This window comes from Grimontia sp. NTOU-MAR1, assembly GCF_035758505.1.
GTDB classification, from domain to species: domain Bacteria; phylum Pseudomonadota; class Gammaproteobacteria; order Enterobacterales; family Vibrionaceae; genus Enterovibrio; species Enterovibrio marinus.
Genome location: NZ_CP142109.1, coordinates 320473 through 341880, shown reverse-complemented (window position 1 = coordinate 341880; position 21408 = coordinate 320473). Strand labels below are relative to the sequence as shown.

Below are 21408 nucleotides of genomic sequence, written 5' to 3'. Positions count from 1 at the left end.
CTGCGTTATCGTCTTCTCATGTAGGCTAGCTACACATCGAAGCCTCTGCCTTGCATAAAATCCCCACAAACTGCTGCAAAAAACATCACCAAAGGTCAACAGCCCCTAGTAGCCATTTGCAGAAAACATCAATATTCATGTCCTCCCGACCTTTCTCCTGATAGACGATATAGTACGCGTGGTTTGATTTCATCGCGCTCTTATTCAATTGGATCAGTGCGCCAGACTGTATTTCTTGCTGAACAAATATATCTGGAAGTAGCGCTATACCCATTGATGACAGCACTGCTGCTTTCAGCATGTAAAAGTGTTCGAATGAGGGGCCTTTGGGGGCGAGAGAAAAGTCTTGGATAAAATCAGACCACAGTTCCCAGGTTTGTGGGCGCGTAGAGTGTCTTAGTAGAGGGAGGATGTGAAATGGATTGTTTCCTTTACAATTATCAATGGATTCAGGCGTGGCGACTGCAATAATGTTTTCTTCCAGCAACTTTTCTGCATGTAGGTTTTTCCAGTATCCATCACCGTAAAAAATACCTACGTCAATCAATCCACCTTCGAGATTAGGTGCGCGTTCTGGCGAAACAAAGTTGAGTTCAAGGGTCTCCATTTGTAATTCAATGTTTGGAAACTGTGCTGAAAACGCGGGTAATTTAGGAATGAGCCAATAGGTGGCGATAGTCGGCAATACACCCAGTTTTATTTTGCCTCCTGTCCCTCCATAAGTTAGCAGATCCTGTGTTGCAGACTCCATGCGATCAAATGACTCTCTCAGTGGAGAAAGGTACGTTTTCCCTGCCTGTGTTAAGTATAACCTCTGCTTCACGCGATCAAATAAAGCCAGTCCCAACTTTTCTTCTAAAGCGCTGACTTGCTGGCTTATTGCCCCGGGTGTTACGGCCAATTCTTCTGCTGCTTTTACAAAGCTTTCATACCTTGCAGATGCCTCAAACGCTCTCAGGGCATTGAGAGAGGGTGTCAACCTTCTTGGTTTTATCATTAGATTTTCTATTCAAGTGCTAAGAAATCATCGCTTTAAACTACCTAATTGATTAGATAATGTGAAGTTAAGATTATTTTTCGAACGTCTAATGGTAAACCGTCACCAAAGATCAACAGCCCCTAGGACGTTAAGGCAAAGGAGAGCTTATGGCACTTACCCCATTTCATGTTGCAATCCCGGTGCGTCATCTTGAAGAGTCGCGAGCTTTTTACAAAGATGTGCTGAATTGCGAAGAAGGGCGGAGCAGTGAATGCTGGGTTGATTTTAATCTATATGGCCATCAACTGGTAATTCACTACGATGCCAACATTGGTACAACAGGTTCCGTTAAGTTGCATCATAACTCAGTAGACAGCCATTCCGTGCCTGTGCCTCACATCGGTGTGGTGTTAGAGATGTCTGACTGGGAGAGTTTAGCGCACAAGTTAAGGGGTTGTGGTGTCGAATTTGTTATAGAGCCTTATGTCCGGTTCAAAGGGCAACCTGGTGAGCAAGCGACCATGTTTTTCTACGACCCGTCTGGCAATGCACTGGAATTCAAAGCATTCAAAGATATTAAAAAGCAGTTGTTTGAGACTTAATCTGTTGCGAAACATTTAGGCAGTAAGGAAATAGGGTAGTAAAGATGAATGTTGAAATATGGATGACCTTCGTTGTCGCTTGTCTGGTGTTGGCAATATCACCGGGTGCTGGGGCGGTCAATACGATGGCAACAACGATGAAATATGGGTTTCGACACAGCTTGTTATCTACTGCAGGACTACAAGTTGGCAATGCTATCAATATTGTATTGGTGGGGGTGGGATTAGGTACACTCCTGAGTCAGTCAGAAACCGTATTTTCTGTCATCAAGTGGCTAGGTGTAGCTTATCTCATTTTCTTGGGTATCCAGAAATTCAGGGAAAATAACGTCTCTGATATGATGGCTGAAAGTAACAATAGGATGGATGCCAGAGCGTTGTTTTTTCAATCCGTGATTGTGAACGTTACCAACCCAAAGGGAATTGTTTTTCTGGTTGCGCTGTTACCACAATTCATTTCCCCTAATGCTGGGTATCTCAACCAAATGTTGATACTTGGAATCACTATGCTGATGGTAGATACCTTAGTGATGACCGGTTACGCATTGCTAGCTTCGAACTTAGCGCATTGGGTTGGTAACGAGCAGCGTATGAGGATGATGAATAAGGTTTTTGGTGGTCTATTTATCGGGGCTGGCACTGTTCTGGCTTCTGCGAGCAGAGAGTAAGTTCTCCCTTGTTTTGATGTTTTTCTGTAAGAGCCATTTCATCTTGATAGGGCTCTTGTGGCGAGAAAAGTGCTGCCATTTTTTGGTCATTTTTCTTCGTTAAATTGCTATTTCACAGAGTTAGTATTGCCCACTTTGTTCGCTTTAATGTGCTTAAAGAAATAAGAGGACAATACGATGCGAAACGAAAAGTCAGAAAACAATCATAAATTTTCACTTGGTATCCCATCCTGGCTTTGGCCGGTATTAATTAGCATGGTTTGGATTATCCAGCTTGCGGCCGATTAAAATCCCTCGAGGTCAACAGCTCCTAGCGATGTGCGTGGTACCAGCGTTTTACAGGCTCTGGTAAGCCAAACACTCTCAGGTTCCCGCCAACAACCAACAGAACGCCGAGAACCGATTGCCATGTCCATTCATAGCCTTCAAAAATGGTAGACAGAGACAAGGCAACCAGTGGGAAGAGTACGGTGCAGTAAGCCGCTTTAGCCGCGCCAATCCGCCCAACCAGTGCAAGGTAAGTATTGAAACCGACCACAGAGCCGATGATGGCGAGATACACCAACGCTGATACATACAGCGGCGCAGTGGTGAAGGAGAGTGAATGCCCCATCAGCAATGCGATGGCGAACAGATACAGCGCGCCATAACCCATGGCCCAGCCAGTAGTTGGCAGCAGTGGCATGCCTTTTTGTTGTGCGCGTGCAGAAACCAGATTACCCATGGAAAAGAAGTAAGTGCCGACAAAGGTGACGCCAAGTCCAAGCAGAATGGTGAGATCCATAGCGGCGTGGATGAACTGCGCACCAAACAGCATCAATACGCCGGAAAAGCCCATTAGCGCGCCCTGAATGAAAGAAGCATCTGGCCGTTTTTTCTCAACCCACCAGAGGTTAAGAGCGTTCAGGATCGGGGCGAGGGAAAAGACTACCGCGTTTAGGCCACTTGGAATGTATTGCGTAGCGAAGTAGAAGCAGAGAAAGTTGTTGGAGAACAGGCAAAGTGCAAGTAATACTGCCATTTTGTGGTTTTCTTTGGAAAGTCGGGGCAGCTTCCCGCGAAGGGCAAGCCAAGCCAGAAGCGCAGCGGATGCGATAGCAAACCGCCATCCCACAGAGACAACAACTGGGGTGTCTCCAATCTGGAAGGTGATGGCCAACCAGGTGGTTCCCCAGATTAAAACCGTGACAATGTAAAGCGATGCGTTCATGACTCCCCCTTTTCTCGCGCCAACTATCGTTGTTTTTTCGTCAATCTATCTTCGGGCAATTTTTCAGGCTTTCAGCATCTTGCGGTTTTTATAGGTTCTTGCGCTTTTTTCCTTCGAAACATGTTCAATCAGAGGAAGGAACGATATATTGAAACGAGAAAGGAGCGATATATCAATGGATAAGGATTCGTCTCATTACCTTAAAAGACAGCGCGTTTACAATGTGTTGAAGGACAACACGGCGCGGCTGCACAATGAAATCTGGCAGGATAATGGCTTGGGGGCCGCCGTGTGGAGTAACAGCCACGGTAGTGCCAGCTATGAAAAGCCGGGTCATCATACATTGAGTTTCTATCTAAGCGGAGGCCAGAACACCAAGCGCTGCTTGTCCAGTGGCGATATGTTTGGTGGGGAAGACAAGCTTTGCCTGATGCCGACTGACCATCGTTCACAATGGTCATTTGCCGATCCATTTAGTTTCTTCCATTTTTACTTCGAGCAAAAACATCTACAGAATTTTGCAGAGCAGGTGTTCGACAAAGAAGGGCGACATATTGAGCTCAATGAGTGCACCTTCGTTGACGATCCTTTCGTGAATCAACTGGTACGTCAGACCATGCTGCAACTGGATTGGGAAAGCGATACTGACAAACTGATGATGTCCCATGCTCAGCAAATGCTGCTGCTTCATCTGGTGCGTCGGTATTGCCAGTTGCCTTTGCAGTTGCCGCAATCGCAGGGTGGGCTGTCTCCTCAGAACCAGCGATTGGTCATGGAATACATCGAAAGTCACCTAACGCAATCTTTCACGTTGGCGGATTTAGCCACTCGGACGCAGCTCAGTGAATTTCACTTTGCCCGTATGTTTAAAGTCAGCTTCGACCTCACGCCATACCAGTATGTGTTATCACGTCGCATTGCCCGTGCCAAAGACTTGCTTCAGGAAAATATCCTGCCGCTGGCTGAGATCGCTATTGCCTGTGGTTTCTCCTCTCAGCAGCACTTTTCTCAGCAATTTAAACAGCGTGTAGGTGTGACACCCGCTGCATTTCGTAAGGCGCAAAACCGACGTTAATGGGGGGTGAAAGCGCTTCTGCATGATCCTCACTTTTAATACATGCCTTTGCTCTCTTGGCGCATAGATTGAGAAGTTGGGAAAACTGATTTCCCAAGGTCATTTATTGCGATGCACAGGAGAGCCTGCATGACGACCGAAAACATCACGCCTGTTGAGTCTTTCGTTCGCGCTTCCCGCGAAACTGGGTCTATATGGGGTTTACACTGTAAAGATGGATGGGTGATCTGCGATTCGGCCATCTACAAAGACACGGATGTCATGCCGTTTTGGTCTACGCGTGAAGCCGCAGAAATACACTGTGTTGACGAGTGGTCAGATTTTGCTCCGGTTGCTATTCCACTCGAAGAATTTGTCGATGAGTGGCTGATAGGTCTGGCGAATGATGCGGTGATGCTGGGTCCTGATTGGGGTATTAATCTCAGCGGAGAAGAAGTTGAACCTGTCGAACTGGCTAGTAAATTTCTTTTAAAATAGAGAGTTAAAAAATTCTGTCAACCTGGGTGTACAAAATCTTCTTTACACCTAACCCACCTTTAGTGCGCACTCTTGCGTTGCTTTCCACCCTTAACAACTGCTATTCCTATTTAAGTAAATTAACAAGGTTTTAACAGTTATTTGTATTTTTTCGACCACTCGCAAGGGATCGCAGGTTAGGAGGATTAACGATGGCACAGACAACAATCAACCCGATGGGGACTGACGGCTTCGAATTTGTTGAATATACCGCGCCGAATGAGAAGGGCATTGCTGATCTGAAGAATCTGTTTTCGCTGATGGGATTCGCGGAAATCGCTAAACATAAACACAAAGATGTGTGGCTTTATCGCCAAGGGGACATCAATTTCATTGTAAATGGCGAAATTGATTCGCAAGCGCAAGGCTTTGCCAAGGTTCATGGTGCCAGTGTGAATGCCATGGCTTTTCGGGTGCAGGATGCTTGTCATGCGGTCGATTACGCTGTAAAGCAAGGCGCTAAAGCCTGTGATGCACGTGTTGGGCCCATGGAGCTAAACATTCCAGCTATTCATGGCATCGGTGATTCCTACTTGTACCTCGTTGACCGTTATGGTGACAACGAAATCTACGACATCGATTTTGATTACTACTCAGACTGGCGTGAGCGCCTTGACGCGTCGGATGCGGGCCTGCAGGTGATTGACCATCTCACCCACAATGTTGAAAAAGGCAATATGGATGTATGGGCTGACTTTTACGACCGTATCGCCAACTTCAAGGAAATTCGATTTTTTGATATCGAGGGTAAACACACCGGATTGAAATCCCGTGCGCTAACCGCACCTTGCGGTAAAATTCGCATCCCCATCAATGAGTCTAGTGATGACAAATCTCAAATCGCTGAATACCTCAAAGAGTACAATGGCGAAGGTATCCAGCACATCGCGCTAAGCACTGATGACATCTACAAAACCGTGGAGTCACTGAGAAGCCGTGGTATGCGCTTTATGGATACACCAGACACGTACTACGAGAACGTGAACTCGCGTGTGGGAGGCCATGAAGAAAGCGTTGACCAACTCCGCGACCTGAGGGTTTTGATTGATGGTAATGCGGAAACAGGCATCTTGCTGCAGATATTCACAGATACCGTGATTGGCCCTGTTTTCTTTGAAATCATCCAACGCAAAGGTAATCAAGGCTTTGGTGAAGGTAACTTTCAGGCGTTGTTTGAATCAATTGAACTTGACCAAATTCGCCGTGGGGTGCTGGATGCCGGATAAGCTCGTTAACCTCTGAAGATGAAAACAGGTCAATCGGCCTGTTTTTTCTTTATATATCTAGCGACCTGTCGTTCACCCGAATATCGAATAACAATTGATAGAAAAACTCTTTGCGCAAAGTCGAACTGCTTTCATCAAAGCGTATGCCTGCGGAAGGAGGCTCTTTTTCGTTGTTGACGGTGATAACTTTGCCAGTAATGGTACCTTTTAAATCGCTGCCATATTCAATCTGGATTTTCAGCGTTTCGTCTTCGAAAAAAAGGTGTTCGTCACCGGAAGCTGAAAGGCAACAACCTGAAACAGAGTAATCGACAAGGCGTCCTTTGAATAAACCTTCGTCTGCCTTTACACGCACCGTGAGGTTTGTATCTATGCGAGGTTCCTGTCGGATTTGTCGATAAGCAATGCTTTCAGGTAGGGAGACAATTAGCATGCGAATAGGTTTCTTGATAACCCCCATGACCAAGGAGCGAAATGCGATCACATCGCGAAACTCACTGTATGTGACCGCGCGGATGATGAGTTCGTTATTGGGTATGTAGAAACGTTCAATAATGGGGTCCTGACCGTATGGGCAATCAATCAGCAAAAATTGTTCTTTGCGATAACCGACAATCCTTGACGTTACCTGAGTTTTTTGTGGGTCGTCTGAAAGCTCAATGTTCAGTCTAGCCCCTACTGATAACAGCCGGTAAAAACTGTCAGGAGAGTCTTTTCTTACTACCTGCATAAACGTATTCTCTGCCCATTAAGAAGATCATAAATATTCGCCAATGATGCTTGCCAACTCCCCGTTATCGCGCATTTCCTGTAATCGTTTATCCATAAACTCTTGAAGCTCCGGATTGATGCCCGGTGAGTAGGCGAGATAAATGTTGTATTTTGGAATGAGGTTATTGACCTCATACAGGGTGTATTCGTTCTGGGTGTATCCGAGACGTTTAAGGTGATACTTAAGCCGAAGATCCATTTCGACGAATCCACCGACACTTTTAAGACGGTTAACGACGCGAAATGCGGAGTCATAGTTCTTTACGCGCACTTCACTGACGGTTCCTTTTTTGATTTGTTCTTCAAGGCCGGGATAGTCAAACCCAAACAGCAGCACAGCGATTTTCCCGTTCAGATCTTCTGGGGTTTGGTAAACGAAATCAGAATCAGTTCGGCTAAGAATACTGTGCTCTACCTCAAGAATTGGATACTTTGATAGATTGACCGCTTGCATGTCGCCCCACGCAGGACTGCCATATGTTACCCAGTTTTTGTCTTTATTCTTATTTAATTCAGCAAGATAGCGATTGAATGGGTAAGTATGAATAACAAGCTGGTGATCAGTACCATAAAAAGCGTGTTTAAGTACGTCCGTGACTATGCCACGATGGTTAGTACCCTTGTCCTGAATTTGCAGCGGTTCAGCCTGATCTTGGATAACGTAGTAGTCCAACGTCGCAGAGAAAGCAGTTGCAGACAAAAGGAAAAGTAACATCGGGTAGAAGATGACGCGATTAACAATACGGCGAATGGATTGCTTTCCAGACATAGTTTTGACCATCCATGTTTACAAATCGTGGCTATTCTTACATGTGGTTGATCTGAATTTAAGACATTAATAAGCCTAGACTATGTTGAATCAAAAAGAGAATATTCATCAGCCTTCAAGCATGGCAGCACGGTTAGTCGGTCGTGTGCTTCTTGTTTGTAGTCTTCTTGCATTCCTTGTCGCGGCTTTTGCTCTGTACTTGGATTATCAGTCACGTACTGAACAAATGCGTAGAAATGCTTTGTTAATACAAAAGACCGATCTGGCCAGTATTACGAATAGTGTATGGCAAGAAGACATGGTGCAATTGGAGGTGACCACACTTGGGATCTTCCGCGACCCCGACATCAGCTACATCCGTGTCTTCGATGAAGATCGTACTTTATCTGAACATGGTGTCCTCCCATCAGAGCCAAAGTTTGCGTATCAATGGCCATTGGTGCACGAGCAATTCGGAAAAACCTATCATCTTGGTTTCTTAAAAATAGAAGTGAGTCTGGAGGGCATTTACAGTGCACTCACTGAACGGTTTGTCACGCTGTTGCTTTTCTTGGGTGGCGCAACCCTTGTCCTTGGTGGTTTGGTTTTCTTTATTGTTTATGTGGATGTTGTGCGGCCGCTGGTATGGATTTCTCACGGCGTCACCAAATTTGGCACGGATAATCTACCTAAACCGATTGAACCACCCAGCCAGAAAATGGGCGAGGAGCTGGTCACGCTCTACACCCAATACAATCACACTATCGAAAAAATGCGAGAGTACAGCGCAGAACTTAAAAGCGCTAAGGTACAAGCAGAAACCGCCAACCAGAAGAAGAGTGAATTTCTTGCCAATATGAGCCATGAAATTCGAACGCCGATGAACGGTATCATTGGTATGGCTTCTTTGCTGAAGGGTACGCGATTGGATGAAGAGCAGCGAGAGTTTATCGAAATGTTGGAAACCTCTTCCCTCTCTTTGCTCGATATCATCAACGATATTCTTGATTTCTCTAAAATTGAAGCAGGAAAGCTCGAGCTGGATGTGGTGGAGTTAAATTTGTGCGAGCTATGCAAAGACATTGAGCACCTCTTCCGCTTACGTACAAAAGAGAAAGGACTAACATTCGCCTGCCATCTCGACAAAGACCTCACACCGTTACTGATGGGCGATGCACCGCGATTGCGTCAAGTCATGATTAACCTTGTTGGTAATGCTGTGAAATTTACTCAGCACGGCAGTGTGACTGTGGATATTCACCAAGTCGCGGAAGCGGGTGACAACATTTCGGTGCGCTTTGAAGTCACAGATACGGGCATTGGGATTCCCCGCGATAAGCTCAACACCGTTTTTGAGAAGTTTGAGCAAGCTGATGGCAGCATGAGCCGTAATTTTGGCGGAACCGGGCTTGGTCTGGCTATTTCCAGCCAAATCGTTGAGCTCATGGGGGGACACATTTTTGTGGAAAGTCAGGAAGGTCAAGGGAGTCGTTTTTACTTTACCATCACCTTCGAGCGCGCTCAAATGCCTGAAGCAACACCTGCCGATGCCTTGCTATTCTCAGATGCCGCTATGTTGTTAGTGGATGACAGTCGCCTGAATATGAGGATAACGAGTGCGCAACTGGGTAACCTTGGTTGTCAGGTCTCCTGCTGCGTTCATCCGGAAGATGCGGAAGGGATGATTGAAGAGCGAATCGATACTGCCAAGCCGTTCAAAATTGTTATTCTCGATAAGTTGATGCCAAACTCAGATGGCTTTTCCATTGCTTCTCAATTACGAAAGCGCTTTGGTAAGCGCTGTCCAAGCCTGATGATGATCACTGCAGCGCCTGAGGTGCAAGACAATATAAAGTTAAAGGACTTGAATATTGAAGGCTACCTCTCCAGGCCTTACAAATTTAACGATCTGCGCAGTCACCTGAGCCGTATGCTGCGTGGTCAGCAAGCCAACCTTGGTGTGATTTCCATGGCTAGCCATAAAGCCGACCAAGAGTCACGGGAAGTCAAAGTAGCAGAAGCGCCCACCTATTCAGGACGCGTGTTGGTGGTGGAAGACACCTTGGTAAATCAGCGAGTGACACAGGCGATGCTAGCAAAGCTTGGTGTAGAGGTTGTGGTTGCTGAGAATGGTCAGGTGGCGATTGATTATTGCAAAGAAGACATGTTTGACCTGATTTTTATGGATTGCCAGATGCCAGTGATGGATGGCTATCAGGCTTCCAGGCTTCTCCGTGAGCATGAGTATGCGCCGCACACGCCGATTGTTGCCCTGACGGCAAATGCAACAGCACAAGATAGGGATGTATGCCTTAAAAGCGGCATGGACGATTACATTGCCAAGCCAGTGAGTAGGGCAGAGTTGGAGCGAATGATTAAGGCACACATGCCTGGCTCACAGCATGGGGAAGCTAAAACGCTCTAACGTTTAGAACCTTTGAAGCCAAATAAAAACGCCTGCTAACGCAGGCGTTTTGCTTACTTGGACTCGTTACATTATACCAATCGTAGTAAATATCCGCTCATCCTAGCTTGTTAAAATACTCGATAACTGCGTTGAAAAATTTGATTGTAGAAGAACTACTTATCGAAATTTTTCGCCTTGTTCTCGAGCATTTTTACTATGCTATCTCTGATCACCTACCTACTGTGATTGGTATTACATCTTCAACAAGACAAAACATCTCGTCGTCGTTGCTCTTTATATTGCTGCTTACACAGCGTGTTACATTGCTGAACGCCACTGCTGGAGCAGCTCATCATAGTTGATGGTCTGACCTTTCGGCTTCTCGATACCCAACTTGGCTTTTGGAGCGCCAGGTAGGTTCAACCAGTATTCAGCGTCACGTGGTTTGTTCAGCTTAGGACCACAATCGCCTTGTACTTTTGCACGTTCAAGGCGTTGAAGTACGCGGTCTTGTGCTTTCGCCAAACCGTCCAGTGCTTCCTGAGGTGTTTTCTCGCCGTTTGCTGCTTCAGCAATAAATTGCCACCACAGTTGAGCAAGTTTTGGATAGTCAGGCACGTTGGTACCGGTTGGCGTCCACTGTACGCGCGCTGGGCTGCGGTAGAATTCCACCAAACCCCCCAGTTTCGGCGCTGCATCTGTCATTGCCTGAGAGTTGATATCAGACTCACGGATAGGCGTCAGACCCACGAGAGTTTTCTTAAGAGACACGGATTTCGCGACAGTAAACTGCGCGTATAGCCATGCCGCCATACGGCGTTTGGGATCGGTCGATTTCATCAGAGTCCATGAACCGGCATCCTGATAACCGAGCTTCATGCCATCTTCCCAGTAAGGACCGCGAGGTGAAGGTGCCATGCGCCATTTTGGCGTACCATCTTCGTTCACTACAGCGAGACCCGGTTTGGTCATGTCGGCAGTAAAGGCGGTGTACCAGAAGATTTGCTGAGCGATAGAACCCTGCGCTGGAACCGGACCTGCCTCCGAGAACGTCATGCCCTGTGCTTCTGGTGGCGCGTAATCACTTAACCAATCAACGTATTTGGTGGTGGCATAAACAGCTGCTGGGCCGTTAGTGGCGCCGCCACGCTCAACGCTGGAACCGACAGGTGAACATCCTTCAACACGGATACCCCATTCATCAACTGGCGTACCGTTTGGAATACCTTTGTCACCGGCACCTGCCATTGAGAACCATGCATCAGTGAAGCGCCAACCCAGAGACGGGTCTTTCTTACCGTAATCCATGTGGCCGTATACGCGCTCGCCATCGATCTCTTTCACGTGAACAGAGAAAAATTGAGCGATATCTTCGTAGGCAGACCAGTTCACTGGCACACCAAGCTCATAGCCGTAAATGTCTTTAAACTTAGCTTTCAGATCATCACGGGCGAACCAATCAGCGCGGAACCAGTAGAGGTTAGCGAACTGCTGATCCGGCAGTTGGTAGATTTTGCCGTCGGGGCCGGTGGTGAAACTGATACCAATGAAGTCGTCCAAATCCAGGGTAGGCAGGGTCACGTCTTTCCCTTCACCGACCATGTAATCGCTGATTGGGAATACCTTGCCGTAGCGGAAGTGGGTACCAATCAAATCAGAGTCATTGATGTAGGCATCATAGATACTGCGGTTGGACTGCATCTCTGTTTGCAGTTTTTCCACCACATCACCTTCCTGGATCAGGTCATGGGTGACCTTGATACCGGTGATTTCTTCGAAGGCTTTCGCCAGTACTTTGGACTCATACTCATGGGTGGTAATGGTTTCTGAGACAACCTTGATTTCCATGCCACGGAAAGGTTTGGCAGCGTCTGTAAACCAGGCCATTTCCTTGAGCTGTTCCTCTTGGCTAAGCGTGGAAGGGGTAAACTCATCGCCAACCCACTTCTTTGCTGCGTCGCTGTACTGATCGGCGATGACCGCCGGTGCCAGTAGCAAGCTGATCATGAACCCAAGTGGTGTCCATTTGTTTACAGCAGGCAATTGCTTCATAGTTTCGCTCCTTTGTCGTTTTGTCCTAACCCCAACGTAAAACTGAGATAAGCCATACAATGGCGACCCCGAAGGGATACCAGATAGGCAGATCCGTCATACCGATGAAGAAAAGGTGGATATAGGCACTGCCAAGCAGCCCTATAAAGAGTCGATCACCCCGGGTTGTGCGGATAGGCAGGAATCCCTTCCTTTCCACACAGGGACGGAGTACTTCGAATACGGTCATCGCCACCAACATGCAGGCGATGGTGATAAAAAATAGGGCGCTCGGGAGTGTCCAGGCCATCCAATTCATGTCATTTCTCCTTATACACGTCCGAGTGCGAAGCCTTTGGCAACGTGGTTACGCACGAACCAAATCACCAACAGGCCGGGAACAATCGTCAACACACCCGCTGCAGCGAGCACACCCCAGTCGATACCAGATGCACTGACGGTTCGGGTCATGGTTGCCACAATGGGTTTAGCGTTCACAGAAGTCAGTGTCCGCGCCAGCAGCAGTTCAACCCAGCTGAACATAAAGCAGAAGAACGCGGTAACGCCGATCCCTGAACGGATCATCGGGATAAAGATCCGCCCAAAGAAGCGCGGAAAGCTGTATCCATCGATATAGGCGGTTTCATCGATTTCCTTCGGTACACCACTCATAAAGCCTTCCAGAATCCATACCGCGAGTGGCACGTTGAAAAGACAGTGGGCGAGGGCGACCGCAATGTGCGTATCGAATAACCCTACTGAGCTGTAAAGCTGGAAGAAGGGCAGCAAGAACACGGCAGGTGGTGCCATCCTGTTGGTCAACAGCCAGAAAAAGAGGTGCTTGTCGCCCACGAACTTGTAGCGCGAGAACGCATAAGCCGCAGGCAGTGCAACCGCCAGTGACAACAGGGTGTTGATAGTCACGTAAGTGAGTGAGTTCAGATAACCTGAGTACCAACTTGGGTCTGAGAAAATGACAATGTAGTTCTCCAGCGTAAAGCTCTTCGGCCAGAACGTCAGGCCACCTAAGATCTCTTCGTTGGTTTTGAATGACATCATCAGAAGCCAGTAAATTGGCGTCATCAGAAATACAATATAGGCGAGCAGGCCAAAGGTTTTTCTATTCATGGCTTAGCTCCTTTTGTCCATGTTGGTCATAGCGGTATAGAACACCCAGGACACCAGTAAGATGATGAGAAAGTAGATAATCGAGAAGGCGGCTGCAGGGCCGATATCAAACTGACCGACTGCCATCTTCGTTAACGCCTGTGAAAGGAAAGTGGTTGCGTTACCCGGACCACCGCCTGTCAGCACGAACGGCTCGGTATAGATCATAAAGCTATCCATAAACCGCAGCAGGACACCGAGGAGCAGTACACTCTTGAGTTTGGGAAGCTGGATGTAGCGGAACACGGCCCAGTTCGACGCGCGGTCAATTTTTGCAGCTTGATAGTAAACATCCGGAATGGCACGAAGACCCGAGTAACAAAGTAGGGCAACCAGAGATGTCCAGTGCCAGACATCCATGACCAGCACGGTAATCCATGCATCGACCGGATCGGAGGCATAGTTGTATTCCACCCCGATATTGTTGAGAAACCAGCCGAGTAAGCCGATATCTGCCCGCCCGAATATTTGCCAGATGGTGCCGACAACGTTCCAGGGGATAAGAAGTGGAATGGCAAGAACGATCAATACCAACGAGGCTTTGAAACCGCGTGCAGGCATGCACAGCGCAACCGCGATACCCAGCGGGATTTCAATCGCCAGTACACAGAAAGAATAGATGAACTGACGAACCAGAGAGTCATGTAAACGTGGGTCGTTCAGGATCTCTCTGTACCATTCTGTGCCCACAAAATAGCGGGTGTTCTGATCGAAAATATCCTGAATCGAATAGTTGACCACCGTCATCAACGGGATGATGGCGGAGAAGGCGACCAGCAGGAATACTGGGAGTACCAGTAGCCAGGCGCGGTTATTTTCCGTCTTAGTTTGCATCCTGACCTCCTGTCGCGCTTTCGCTTTCTTCCGGCTCTCCGGTCAGATATTCATCGATGTAGAGCTTGAGCCATTGGGCTGGGAAGCTGATGTGAGCATGCCCTTGAGGAATTGGCGCTTCTTCAGCAATACGCAGCTTGATAGGCAGCGTGCCGAACATCGCGGTGACGATTTTGTAGGTACCCAAATCTTCAATGTGTTGAATTGGGACTTCCCAGGAATCCCGGCGTTTTTCTTGCCAAACGTGCACAAATTCAGGGCGGATCCCGACCTTGATGTTGCTGCTGCTGGTGTTTTCCAGCATTTGGCGCTGAGCGTCCGTTAAGGTGATGGGCATGTCTTCAAAAGACACATTGCCGTCAGCGGTGCGCTGAACAGGTAAGAGGTTCATGCCTGGACTGCCAATGAAGAAGCCCACGAAGGTGTGATTGGGCCGTTCGAATAACTCACGTGGAGAACCAAACTGTACAATTGCTCCGTCATACATCACTGCTATCTCTTCTGCGAAGGTAGCGGCTTCGAGCTGATCGTGGGTCACGTAAATCATGGTAATGTTGAACTGTTCATGGATCTGGCGCAGCTTGCGACGTAGTTTCCATTTCAGGTGAGGGTCGATAACGGTGAGTGGTTCATCAAACAGAATAGCGGAGACATCTTCACGTACCAGACCGCGACCCATAGAGACTTTCTGTTTTTCATCTGCGTTGAGGTTGCTGGCGCGTTTATCCAGCACGCTGTTGAGTTCCAATAGCTCAGCCACTTCACTGACACGTGAACGCACCTTGGCTTCCGGTGTTTTCATGTTGCGAAGTGGAAAGGCGAGGTTGTCGTATACCGTCATGGTGTCGTACACCACAGGGAACTGGAAAACCTGCGCGATGTTGCGCTCTTGCGGTGCAAGTTGGCTGACATCTTGGTTATCGAACATGACTTCACCTTCTGATGGTGTCAGCAGGCCGGAGATAATGTTCAACATGGTACTTTTGCCGCAACCAGAAGGTCCTAACAAGGCATAGGCTCCGCCATTACGCCAGGTATGAGTCATTTTCCGAATGGCATAATCCTCGCGGCTTTGGGGTGAAGCCTTGTAGGAATGCGCCAGAGAATTAAGAATAATTTCTGCCATATTATTACCCCCCTATGCCTGGCGTTGACTGAACGCGACGCGCAGACTGAATAAGCTTCTGTGACTCATCGAAGACATAAAGTTTGTGGGTAGGCACATAAATACTGATCTTCTGATCAACGTCGTAGTCGTGAACCCCCGGTAAGTGGAGCACCATGTTGATGTCGCGGTTCTTTACGTGCAGGAAAGTCTCACTGCCGCTGATTTCTGCAAGTTCGACATCAACAGTTAGTTCTAAATCATCATCATTGTTCGGCACCAAACTGAGGTGGTTAGGGCGGATGCCAAACTGATATTCCCCATCAGTTAACTCACCAAGATCAGTGTTGAGTGGAAAGTGAATGTGTTCGTCGAAAGAAACGTTTCCGCCGCCGACACGGCCACGGATCAGATTAATGGGAGGCTCACCAAACAGTTCAGCACTGGTGACTGAAGACGGGTTATGGTAAACCGCTGCTGTTGGCCCAGACTGAATCACCTTGCCTTCGTGCATCAAAACCACATTGCCGCCGAGAGCAAGGGCTTCGTTAGGCTCTGTCGTGGCGTAAACCGCGATGGTGTTGCGCTCAGCAAACAGTTCGCGCATTTCTTGGCGAAGTTCTTCACGCAGTTTGTAGTCGAGGTTGACCAGGGGTTCATCAAATAAGATCAAGTCAGCGTTTTTCACCAGCGCCCTTGCCATGGCGGTACGCTGTTGCTGACCGCCAGATAATTCAAGTGGTAAGCGGTCGAGAAATTGCTCAATGTGAAGCATCTCCGCCGTTTCTTGCACTTTTTGCTTGATGATTGCTTCAGGCTGTTTTTCTAACCGCAACGGTGAGGCGATGTTTTCAAAGACGGTGAGGTTGGGGTAATTGATAAATTGTTGATAAACCATTGAGACATTGCGTTCCCTTACGGGTACGCCAGTGACATCCTGTCCGTTAAAGAGCACGCGGCCGCTGGTAGGTTTATCCAACCCTGCCATGAGGCGCATTAAGCTCGTCTTTCCCGCCAGTGTTCTGCCGAGAAGGACATTGAAAGAACCGGGCTCTATCCTCAGGTTAATATCATCCAACCACGTTTCGTGGTTGCTGATCCTTGTGACGCTCTCCAATTCGAGTGACATGTAAACTCCCTGTTTAAATAACGACGTGCTGTACAGGCGACATCGTCAACTGCGCGAACGCGCATTAATTTTCGAATCCGAATGTCATACGCTAGATTCGTGCCAAAAGTTAAATTAATGTTAAGTATCTAAATTTAAAGAATTAAAAATAAGTGTGAACAGCGTCACTGTGTAATAAGTGTGAACATATTTGTTGACTGTTAACAAAATGTGAACAATGCTTGACACTCTTTGGTTTGTTCGAACGCGCATGGATAGGTGGTCAAATGAGCGATCTGGCTCAGTCTCACGATGAGGTTATACAGGCATCATGGAAACGGTGTCGCTCATTTGGGCTTAACCCAAAGAGCGCGCCAGCAATCATTCGTTTGAACAAAGGTGATTGGGAGGATGCACAAGGAAAATCCAAAGACCTCATTGTGACGACACAAGAGCAGGTGCTGCCTTACTATGAAAATATTCTAGTAAACAGTAACAGTTTGGTTTTACTGGCTGACAGCAGTGGAAACTTACTCAGCCGCTGGGGGCGTCCTGGCTTTATTAATCAAATGGAAGGGCATCTTTTTGAGCAGGGGACGAGTTGGCTTGAGCGGTTTAATGGGACCAATGCAGTCGGAACCGCGTTGCAAACGGGTGAATCCGTGGTTGTCGGCCGTGATGAGCACTATCTGATTGCCAACCGCTATATGACAGCGTCTGCCGCTCCTATCTTTAACAGTGAACGTGAACTTGTCGGTGTGCTGAACATTTCCTCTGATGCGTATCTGCCTACCTCTCATGTGAATGGGATGGTGAAAGTGATGACGCAATCGGTTGAGAACCAGCTCATCATGGCGACGTATCGCCAGCACTATTACACCTTGGTGTTCAATAACAGCGAGGATAACCACACCAGTCAGTGGGCGGGATTACTGGTTTTCAGCGACTCAGGTGAGATTGTCGCCGCTAACCGGCGGGCAGATTTGTTAGTTGGTCACGTGCTGAAAGGGTTAAACATCGAGATGGTCACGGGGATAACCACGTTAAAGTTATCGGCGCATCCAGAGAACCAAACCCTCTCTTTCCTTGGCATCTCTAACTATCGCTTGTTTGGTACGCTTAAACGCCCCCTCACTAACATGGTCCGTGCACCGCAATCGCCTTTGTCTTCAGTCAAAATAAAATCAGAGTCGAAGCCAACAAAAATAGCCCCAGGTGAACGCCAACTTTCAGACTTGGATCTTGGCGACATGAAAATGCAGAAAGCAATTAAGCGGGCAGCCAGCGTCGCCAACAGTGATATTCCCCTGGTGATTCAGGGCGAGACCGGTGCGGGTAAGGAAGTATTTGCCAAAGCGGTGCATGCATCTTCAGACCGGGCGGATAAGAAGTTTGTGGCGGTGAACTGCGCCGCCATTCCCACTGAGCTGGTGGAGTCAGAGCTTTTTGGTTATGTGAAAGGGGCGTTTACCGGTGCCAATAACAAAGGCAGTATGGGTTATATCAGGCAAGCTGATGGCGGCACCTTACTGTTAGATGAAATTGGCGATATGCCGCTTCATGTGCAGGCAAGATTGCTGCGTGTACTGCAGGAAAAAGCAGTAACCCCGCTCGGAAGTACGGAAAGTTACCCTGTTGATTTCCGCGTGATCAGTGCGACTCACCAACCGTTAAGGGAAGCGGTATCGAAGAAGCAATTCCGCGATGACTTGTATTACCGTATTAACGGGCTAACCCTGTTTCTTCCTTCCCTCTCAGAAAGATCGGACATCAACGCGCTAGTTATTCATCTACTTGATGAACTGACGGAAGGGGATTCTCCTCTTATCAGTAATGAGGTGCTTAGCTTGTTTGAGCAGCATCCCTGGCCGGGCAATATTCGCCAGTTGGTGAACACTTTGCGTGTTGCGTTGGCATTGTCAGGTGGCAGTATGATCCATCTTCATCATCTACCCGATGATTTCTTCCTCGATCTAGAAATGCCATCTGAAAAACCAGAGGCGACTCCTCACGAACAAATTGAAATGACTCCGTCACTAGTCGTAAGTTGGCGAGAGAGCCTGCCAGAACTTTATTCTGCAACAGAGGGAAACATTACCCGTATTGCGGAACTTTCCGGTGTAAGCCGCAACACCATCTATAAACGTCTACGTGAGCTTGGGATTAAGTAGCTAACTTGCTGTATTTGACTACTTTTTCTTATGGATATGTCTGCATTGTTAGCGTCCTGTTGCACGTTTTTTTCGCATGTAACCCGTAAAAATCCCTGTAATGCCCAATATTGGATTTATCGGCACGAGAAGTGTGTCGCAAATCACGGTTTTATAAATACTCATCTGTTTGTGTGTTTTTTGAACGTCCGTGTGAGACTTTGACCTTTCTGGTCGTACCTCACTTTTTGCATTTATAGTTTCAAAACTGCTTCTAATAAATCAAAAATACGATTTTTTATGCGGTTATATGTCAATTTTATGAATGTTGGCTTGTTGGCTTTATGTTAGTCAAAACATCTGTCAAGCATCTAATTTGTTAATTTTTGTGACGTTTTACCCTGTGTTTCTGGAGTGTTAATTTTCATCTCGCAGCATTTTTGCAAATGGAATTTATAAGAAATACAGGAACGTATTCTATGAAAAAGACACTTTTAGCAGTAGCAATCCCAGCGGTACTTTTAGCAGGCAATGTAAACGCATTTGAAGCATACAGCGGCGAAGCGGGTTCAGTAGAAGTATACGGTCAACTTCGCGCAACTCTGGCAAAATCTCCAGATAAAGATTTGACTCTGAATGACGGTAGCTCACGTGCAGGTGTTAACGCGCTTTACTCTGTGACTGACGACGTAGACGTATTCGCAAGACTGGAGTACAGCATCAGCTATGACAAAGATGCAATGGCTAACCGTCTGGGTTACTTCGGCTTTACCGGTGATTTCGGCAAAGTGATTCTGGGTAAACAGTACCTGACAGCTGATGATCTGTGGGGTGTAGATAACTCCTACTGGTTCGGTGGTTCTCACATCGTAGAAGGTGCCGTTTCAGGTGGTAAGCACGACAGCGCGATCCGTTACATCCTAGAAACTGACTTTGCAACCTTCGATGCGAGCTACGGCCTACCAGAAGATGGTGCAGCAGCAGAAGTTGCGGAACTGTTCATCAGCAAAGATATCGCGGGCTTCTCATTCACCGCAGGTGTTTCTTCTGCTGAGCAAGAGCACGGCGCTTTTGACTACAAAGTCAACGACAGCACCACACTGAAAGTTAGCTCAGGCACTGTAGATGACCTTTACTACACCCTTTGGGCAGAGCGTTCTTTTGGTGACCTGACTGTTGGTGTTCAGTACGCAAACAGCAGCATCGAGAGCAGTGCACTTGCAGTAGATCTGGATCGTGAAGGTTACACTCTGGCACTGAACTACGGTTTGTCTGACAAGTCTGCTGTATACGGTGGCTACGAATACTCAGAAGTTGAGCTGAGTGCAGATCAAGTGTCAGCATCTGCGAAAGACGACTACACCAATGTATACGTAGGTGCTGTCCACAAGTTCAATTCATACTTCCGCCTGTGGGCTGAGATGGGTTACTCAGATGGTGTAACTGCAGGTTACAGCAACAACAAGAACGATGGTTTTAGCGTAGCGCCAAGCTCTGTTGATAGTGAAGCGAAGTACGCAATCGGTGCACGCGTATACTGGTAATTACCCAGTAAATCACGCTTAGACTTCACACTGTCTTTAAAGCCCAGCAGGATGCTGGGCTTTGTTGTATCTGCTTGTTGTGTCGAGAACAAATCCAAAAACTGCCGTTGGCGCACGTGCAAAAGTTAACCGAATATTTTACAAAGAGATTTAGCACATGTTCTTGCTCAGCTTCGGAGAGATTCCATGCTCGATAAAATGGCGTTCTTTATCTATGTGATCCGCACTGGGTCAATTTCCTCTGCAGCCCGCCAGTTTAACGTTTCAGTGTCGGCAGGCAGTCGCTGGCTTCAGGAGCTAGAGCAGCATTTTGGCACTACACTTTGCCATCGCTCCAACCGCCTTTTAGAAGCCACCCCGGCTGGCCAGACGCTTTATGAAGAGTTCTCGCCGATTGTCGACCGAGCCGAACGTATCAGCCGTAAGCTGGAAGGCTTTCAGGATCATGAGAAAGGCCACATCAATATCGCCTGCACGCCGGTTTATGCCAACCATTACCTGATGGATAAAATCACCGAATATTCCAGACTCAACCCGAAAGTGACGTTCAATATCAATGTTACGCCTTGGGCGATCGACCACGCCAGTACCAGCGATTTGATGATCAGTGCTAACGCGCGGTTTCAGGGTTATAGAGAAAAGGACCTTATGTTGGTTAAGCGGGAACTGTTGGCCTCCCCCTTTGTGGTCGTCGCTTCTCCCAACTACACCGAAAAGCAGGGCTTACCCACGCAACCGGAAGATTTGCAGGATCATGCCTGTCTGGTGGCGACGACACTCACTGGCAGTAACGAATGGATTTTCCAAAAAGGTGTGGAAACCATCGTCATCAAAGTGCCGAAAACCATTGAAGTGAACGACAGTGACCTATTGCTTCGTGGTGTGACTCAAGGGGCTGGCGTGGCTTATCTGCCGCAGTTTGTGACTGAACCTGCGATTGAAAATGGCGCGCTTGTCCCGCTGATGCAAGACTTTGAAACCAGTACCTGGAGTCTTAATCTCTATTATCACCCCTCTGGGGTTGCTTCTCCTGTTGCCAGCAAGTTCAAGGACTTTCTGCTGGAAAACCCCTGCTGATATTATACCCAAACGACCTGAAGCTGCGCGCATTCAGAGGTCATCAATGCGTTCAATTCGAGGCAAATTTCGCGAGGAATAGTCATTCTATTTCCGTGGAGTTTAACGAAGAAGTGGGCGCATTGATGGCCTCCCTTCGGGCGAGTTGACTGACGCCGTGCTCATTGTTATTCGTTTTTGATGGAGATGA

Annotated in this window: 19 protein-coding genes; 9 read left to right on the top strand and 10 right to left on the bottom strand. The window is 47.6% G+C overall.

The window, feature by feature from the left end:
• Positions 1 to 85: 85 nt before the first annotated feature.
• The gene (locus VP504_RS19475; RefSeq protein WP_325895055.1) at positions 86 to 997 is read right to left on the bottom strand and encodes a LysR substrate-binding domain-containing protein; all 912 of its coding nucleotides are present in this window, start codon (positions 995 to 997) and stop codon (positions 86 to 88) included.
• A gap of 149 nt (positions 998 to 1146) precedes the next feature.
• Between VP504_RS19475 and VP504_RS19470 the strand changes: the two genes are divergently transcribed.
• Positions 1147 to 1581, top strand: a complete 435-nt coding sequence (locus VP504_RS19470) for a VOC family protein (RefSeq protein ID WP_325895054.1) — start codon at positions 1147 to 1149, stop codon at positions 1579 to 1581.
• A gap of 44 nt (positions 1582 to 1625) precedes the next feature.
• Positions 1626 to 2249: a homoserine/homoserine lactone efflux protein gene (gene rhtB, locus VP504_RS19465; protein WP_325895053.1), complete on the top strand. Its 624-nt coding sequence runs from the start codon at positions 1626 to 1628 to the stop codon at positions 2247 to 2249.
• Between the two features lie 310 nt (positions 2250 to 2559).
• On the opposite strand, the gene VP504_RS19460 is transcribed toward rhtB, so the two are convergent.
• The gene (locus VP504_RS19460) at positions 2560 to 3459 is read right to left on the bottom strand and encodes a DMT family transporter (RefSeq protein ID WP_325895052.1); all 900 of its coding nucleotides are present in this window, start codon (positions 3457 to 3459) and stop codon (positions 2560 to 2562) included.
• A 175-nt stretch (positions 3460 to 3634) separates the two neighbouring features.
• Between VP504_RS19460 and VP504_RS19455 the strand changes: the two genes are divergently transcribed.
• The 3 genes from VP504_RS19455 to hppD all read left to right on the top strand — a co-directional run bounded on the left by VP504_RS19455 (position 3635) and on the right by hppD (position 6276).
• Entirely contained in the window at positions 3635 to 4534 is a 900-nt protein-coding gene (locus tag VP504_RS19455; protein ID WP_325895051.1) for an AraC family transcriptional regulator, read from the top strand.
• A 129-nt stretch (positions 4535 to 4663) separates the two neighbouring features.
• On the top strand, positions 4664 to 5011 hold the full coding sequence (locus VP504_RS19450) for a DUF2750 domain-containing protein (RefSeq protein WP_325895050.1): 348 nt from the start codon (positions 4664 to 4666) through the stop codon (positions 5009 to 5011).
• A gap of 191 nt (positions 5012 to 5202) precedes the next feature.
• Complete coding sequence (gene hppD / locus VP504_RS19445) at positions 5203 to 6276, top strand: 4-hydroxyphenylpyruvate dioxygenase (protein WP_325895049.1); 1074 nt, start codon at positions 5203 to 5205, stop codon at positions 6274 to 6276.
• A 49-nt stretch (positions 6277 to 6325) separates the two neighbouring features.
• On the opposite strand, the gene VP504_RS19440 is transcribed toward hppD, so the two are convergent.
• Together VP504_RS19440 and VP504_RS19435 are read right to left on the bottom strand one after the other, a co-directional pair.
• Positions 6326 to 7006, bottom strand: a complete 681-nt coding sequence (locus tag VP504_RS19440) for a flagellar brake protein (protein WP_325895048.1) — start codon at positions 7004 to 7006, stop codon at positions 6326 to 6328.
• A 27-nt stretch (positions 7007 to 7033) separates the two neighbouring features.
• Positions 7034 to 7816, bottom strand: coding sequence for a substrate-binding periplasmic protein (locus tag VP504_RS19435; protein WP_325895047.1), 783 nt, complete (start codon positions 7814 to 7816; stop codon positions 7034 to 7036).
• A gap of 82 nt (positions 7817 to 7898) precedes the next feature.
• Here VP504_RS19435 and VP504_RS19430 point away from each other — a divergent pair, with 82 nt between their 5' ends.
• Complete coding sequence (locus tag VP504_RS19430) at positions 7899 to 10220, top strand: response regulator (RefSeq protein ID WP_325895046.1); 2322 nt, start codon at positions 7899 to 7901, stop codon at positions 10218 to 10220.
• Positions 10221 to 10520: 300 nt separating this feature from the next.
• On the opposite strand, the gene VP504_RS19425 is transcribed toward VP504_RS19430, so the two are convergent.
• The 6 genes from VP504_RS19425 to VP504_RS19400 are packed head-to-tail and all read right to left on the bottom strand — an operon-like array spanning position 10521 to position 16468.
• Positions 10521 to 12254, bottom strand: coding sequence for an ABC transporter substrate-binding protein (locus VP504_RS19425; protein ID WP_325895045.1), 1734 nt, complete (start codon positions 12252 to 12254; stop codon positions 10521 to 10523).
• 25 nt (positions 12255 to 12279) lie between these two features.
• A complete protein-coding gene (locus tag VP504_RS19420; protein WP_325895044.1) occupies positions 12280 to 12552 on the bottom strand; it encodes a DUF2160 domain-containing protein in 273 nt (90 codons plus the stop codon).
• A gap of 11 nt (positions 12553 to 12563) precedes the next feature.
• Complete coding sequence (locus VP504_RS19415; protein WP_325895043.1) at positions 12564 to 13361, bottom strand: carbohydrate ABC transporter permease; 798 nt, start codon at positions 13359 to 13361, stop codon at positions 12564 to 12566.
• Positions 13362 to 13364: 3 nt separating this feature from the next.
• Positions 13365 to 14234, bottom strand: a complete 870-nt coding sequence (locus tag VP504_RS19410) for a carbohydrate ABC transporter permease (RefSeq protein ID WP_062663419.1) — start codon at positions 14232 to 14234, stop codon at positions 13365 to 13367.
• The gene (locus VP504_RS19405) at positions 14224 to 15360 is read right to left on the bottom strand and encodes an ABC transporter ATP-binding protein (RefSeq protein ID WP_325895042.1); all 1137 of its coding nucleotides are present in this window, start codon (positions 15358 to 15360) and stop codon (positions 14224 to 14226) included. The genes VP504_RS19410 and VP504_RS19405 overlap by 11 nt, the downstream gene beginning before the upstream one ends.
• A 4-nt stretch (positions 15361 to 15364) precedes the next feature.
• Positions 15365 to 16468 (bottom strand): ABC transporter ATP-binding protein, encoded by a 1104-nt coding sequence (locus tag VP504_RS19400; protein WP_325895041.1) that lies wholly within the window; start codon positions 16466 to 16468, stop codon positions 15365 to 15367.
• 266 nt (positions 16469 to 16734) lie between these two features.
• Here VP504_RS19400 and VP504_RS19395 point away from each other — a divergent pair, with 266 nt between their 5' ends.
• From VP504_RS19395 to VP504_RS19385, 3 genes are all read left to right on the top strand, one after another.
• A complete protein-coding gene (locus VP504_RS19395) occupies positions 16735 to 18618 on the top strand; it encodes a sigma-54-dependent Fis family transcriptional regulator (RefSeq protein WP_325895040.1) in 1884 nt (627 codons plus the stop codon).
• Positions 18619 to 19076: 458 nt separating this feature from the next.
• Positions 19077 to 20141 carry a porin gene (locus VP504_RS19390; RefSeq protein WP_325895039.1) on the top strand — a complete coding sequence of 355 codons (1065 nt, stop codon included), beginning with the start codon at positions 19077 to 19079 and terminating at the stop codon, positions 20139 to 20141.
• A 186-nt stretch (positions 20142 to 20327) separates the two neighbouring features.
• Positions 20328 to 21218 (top strand): LysR family transcriptional regulator, encoded by an 891-nt coding sequence (locus tag VP504_RS19385; RefSeq protein WP_325895038.1) that lies wholly within the window; start codon positions 20328 to 20330, stop codon positions 21216 to 21218.
• Positions 21219 to 21408 lie beyond the last annotated feature (190 nt).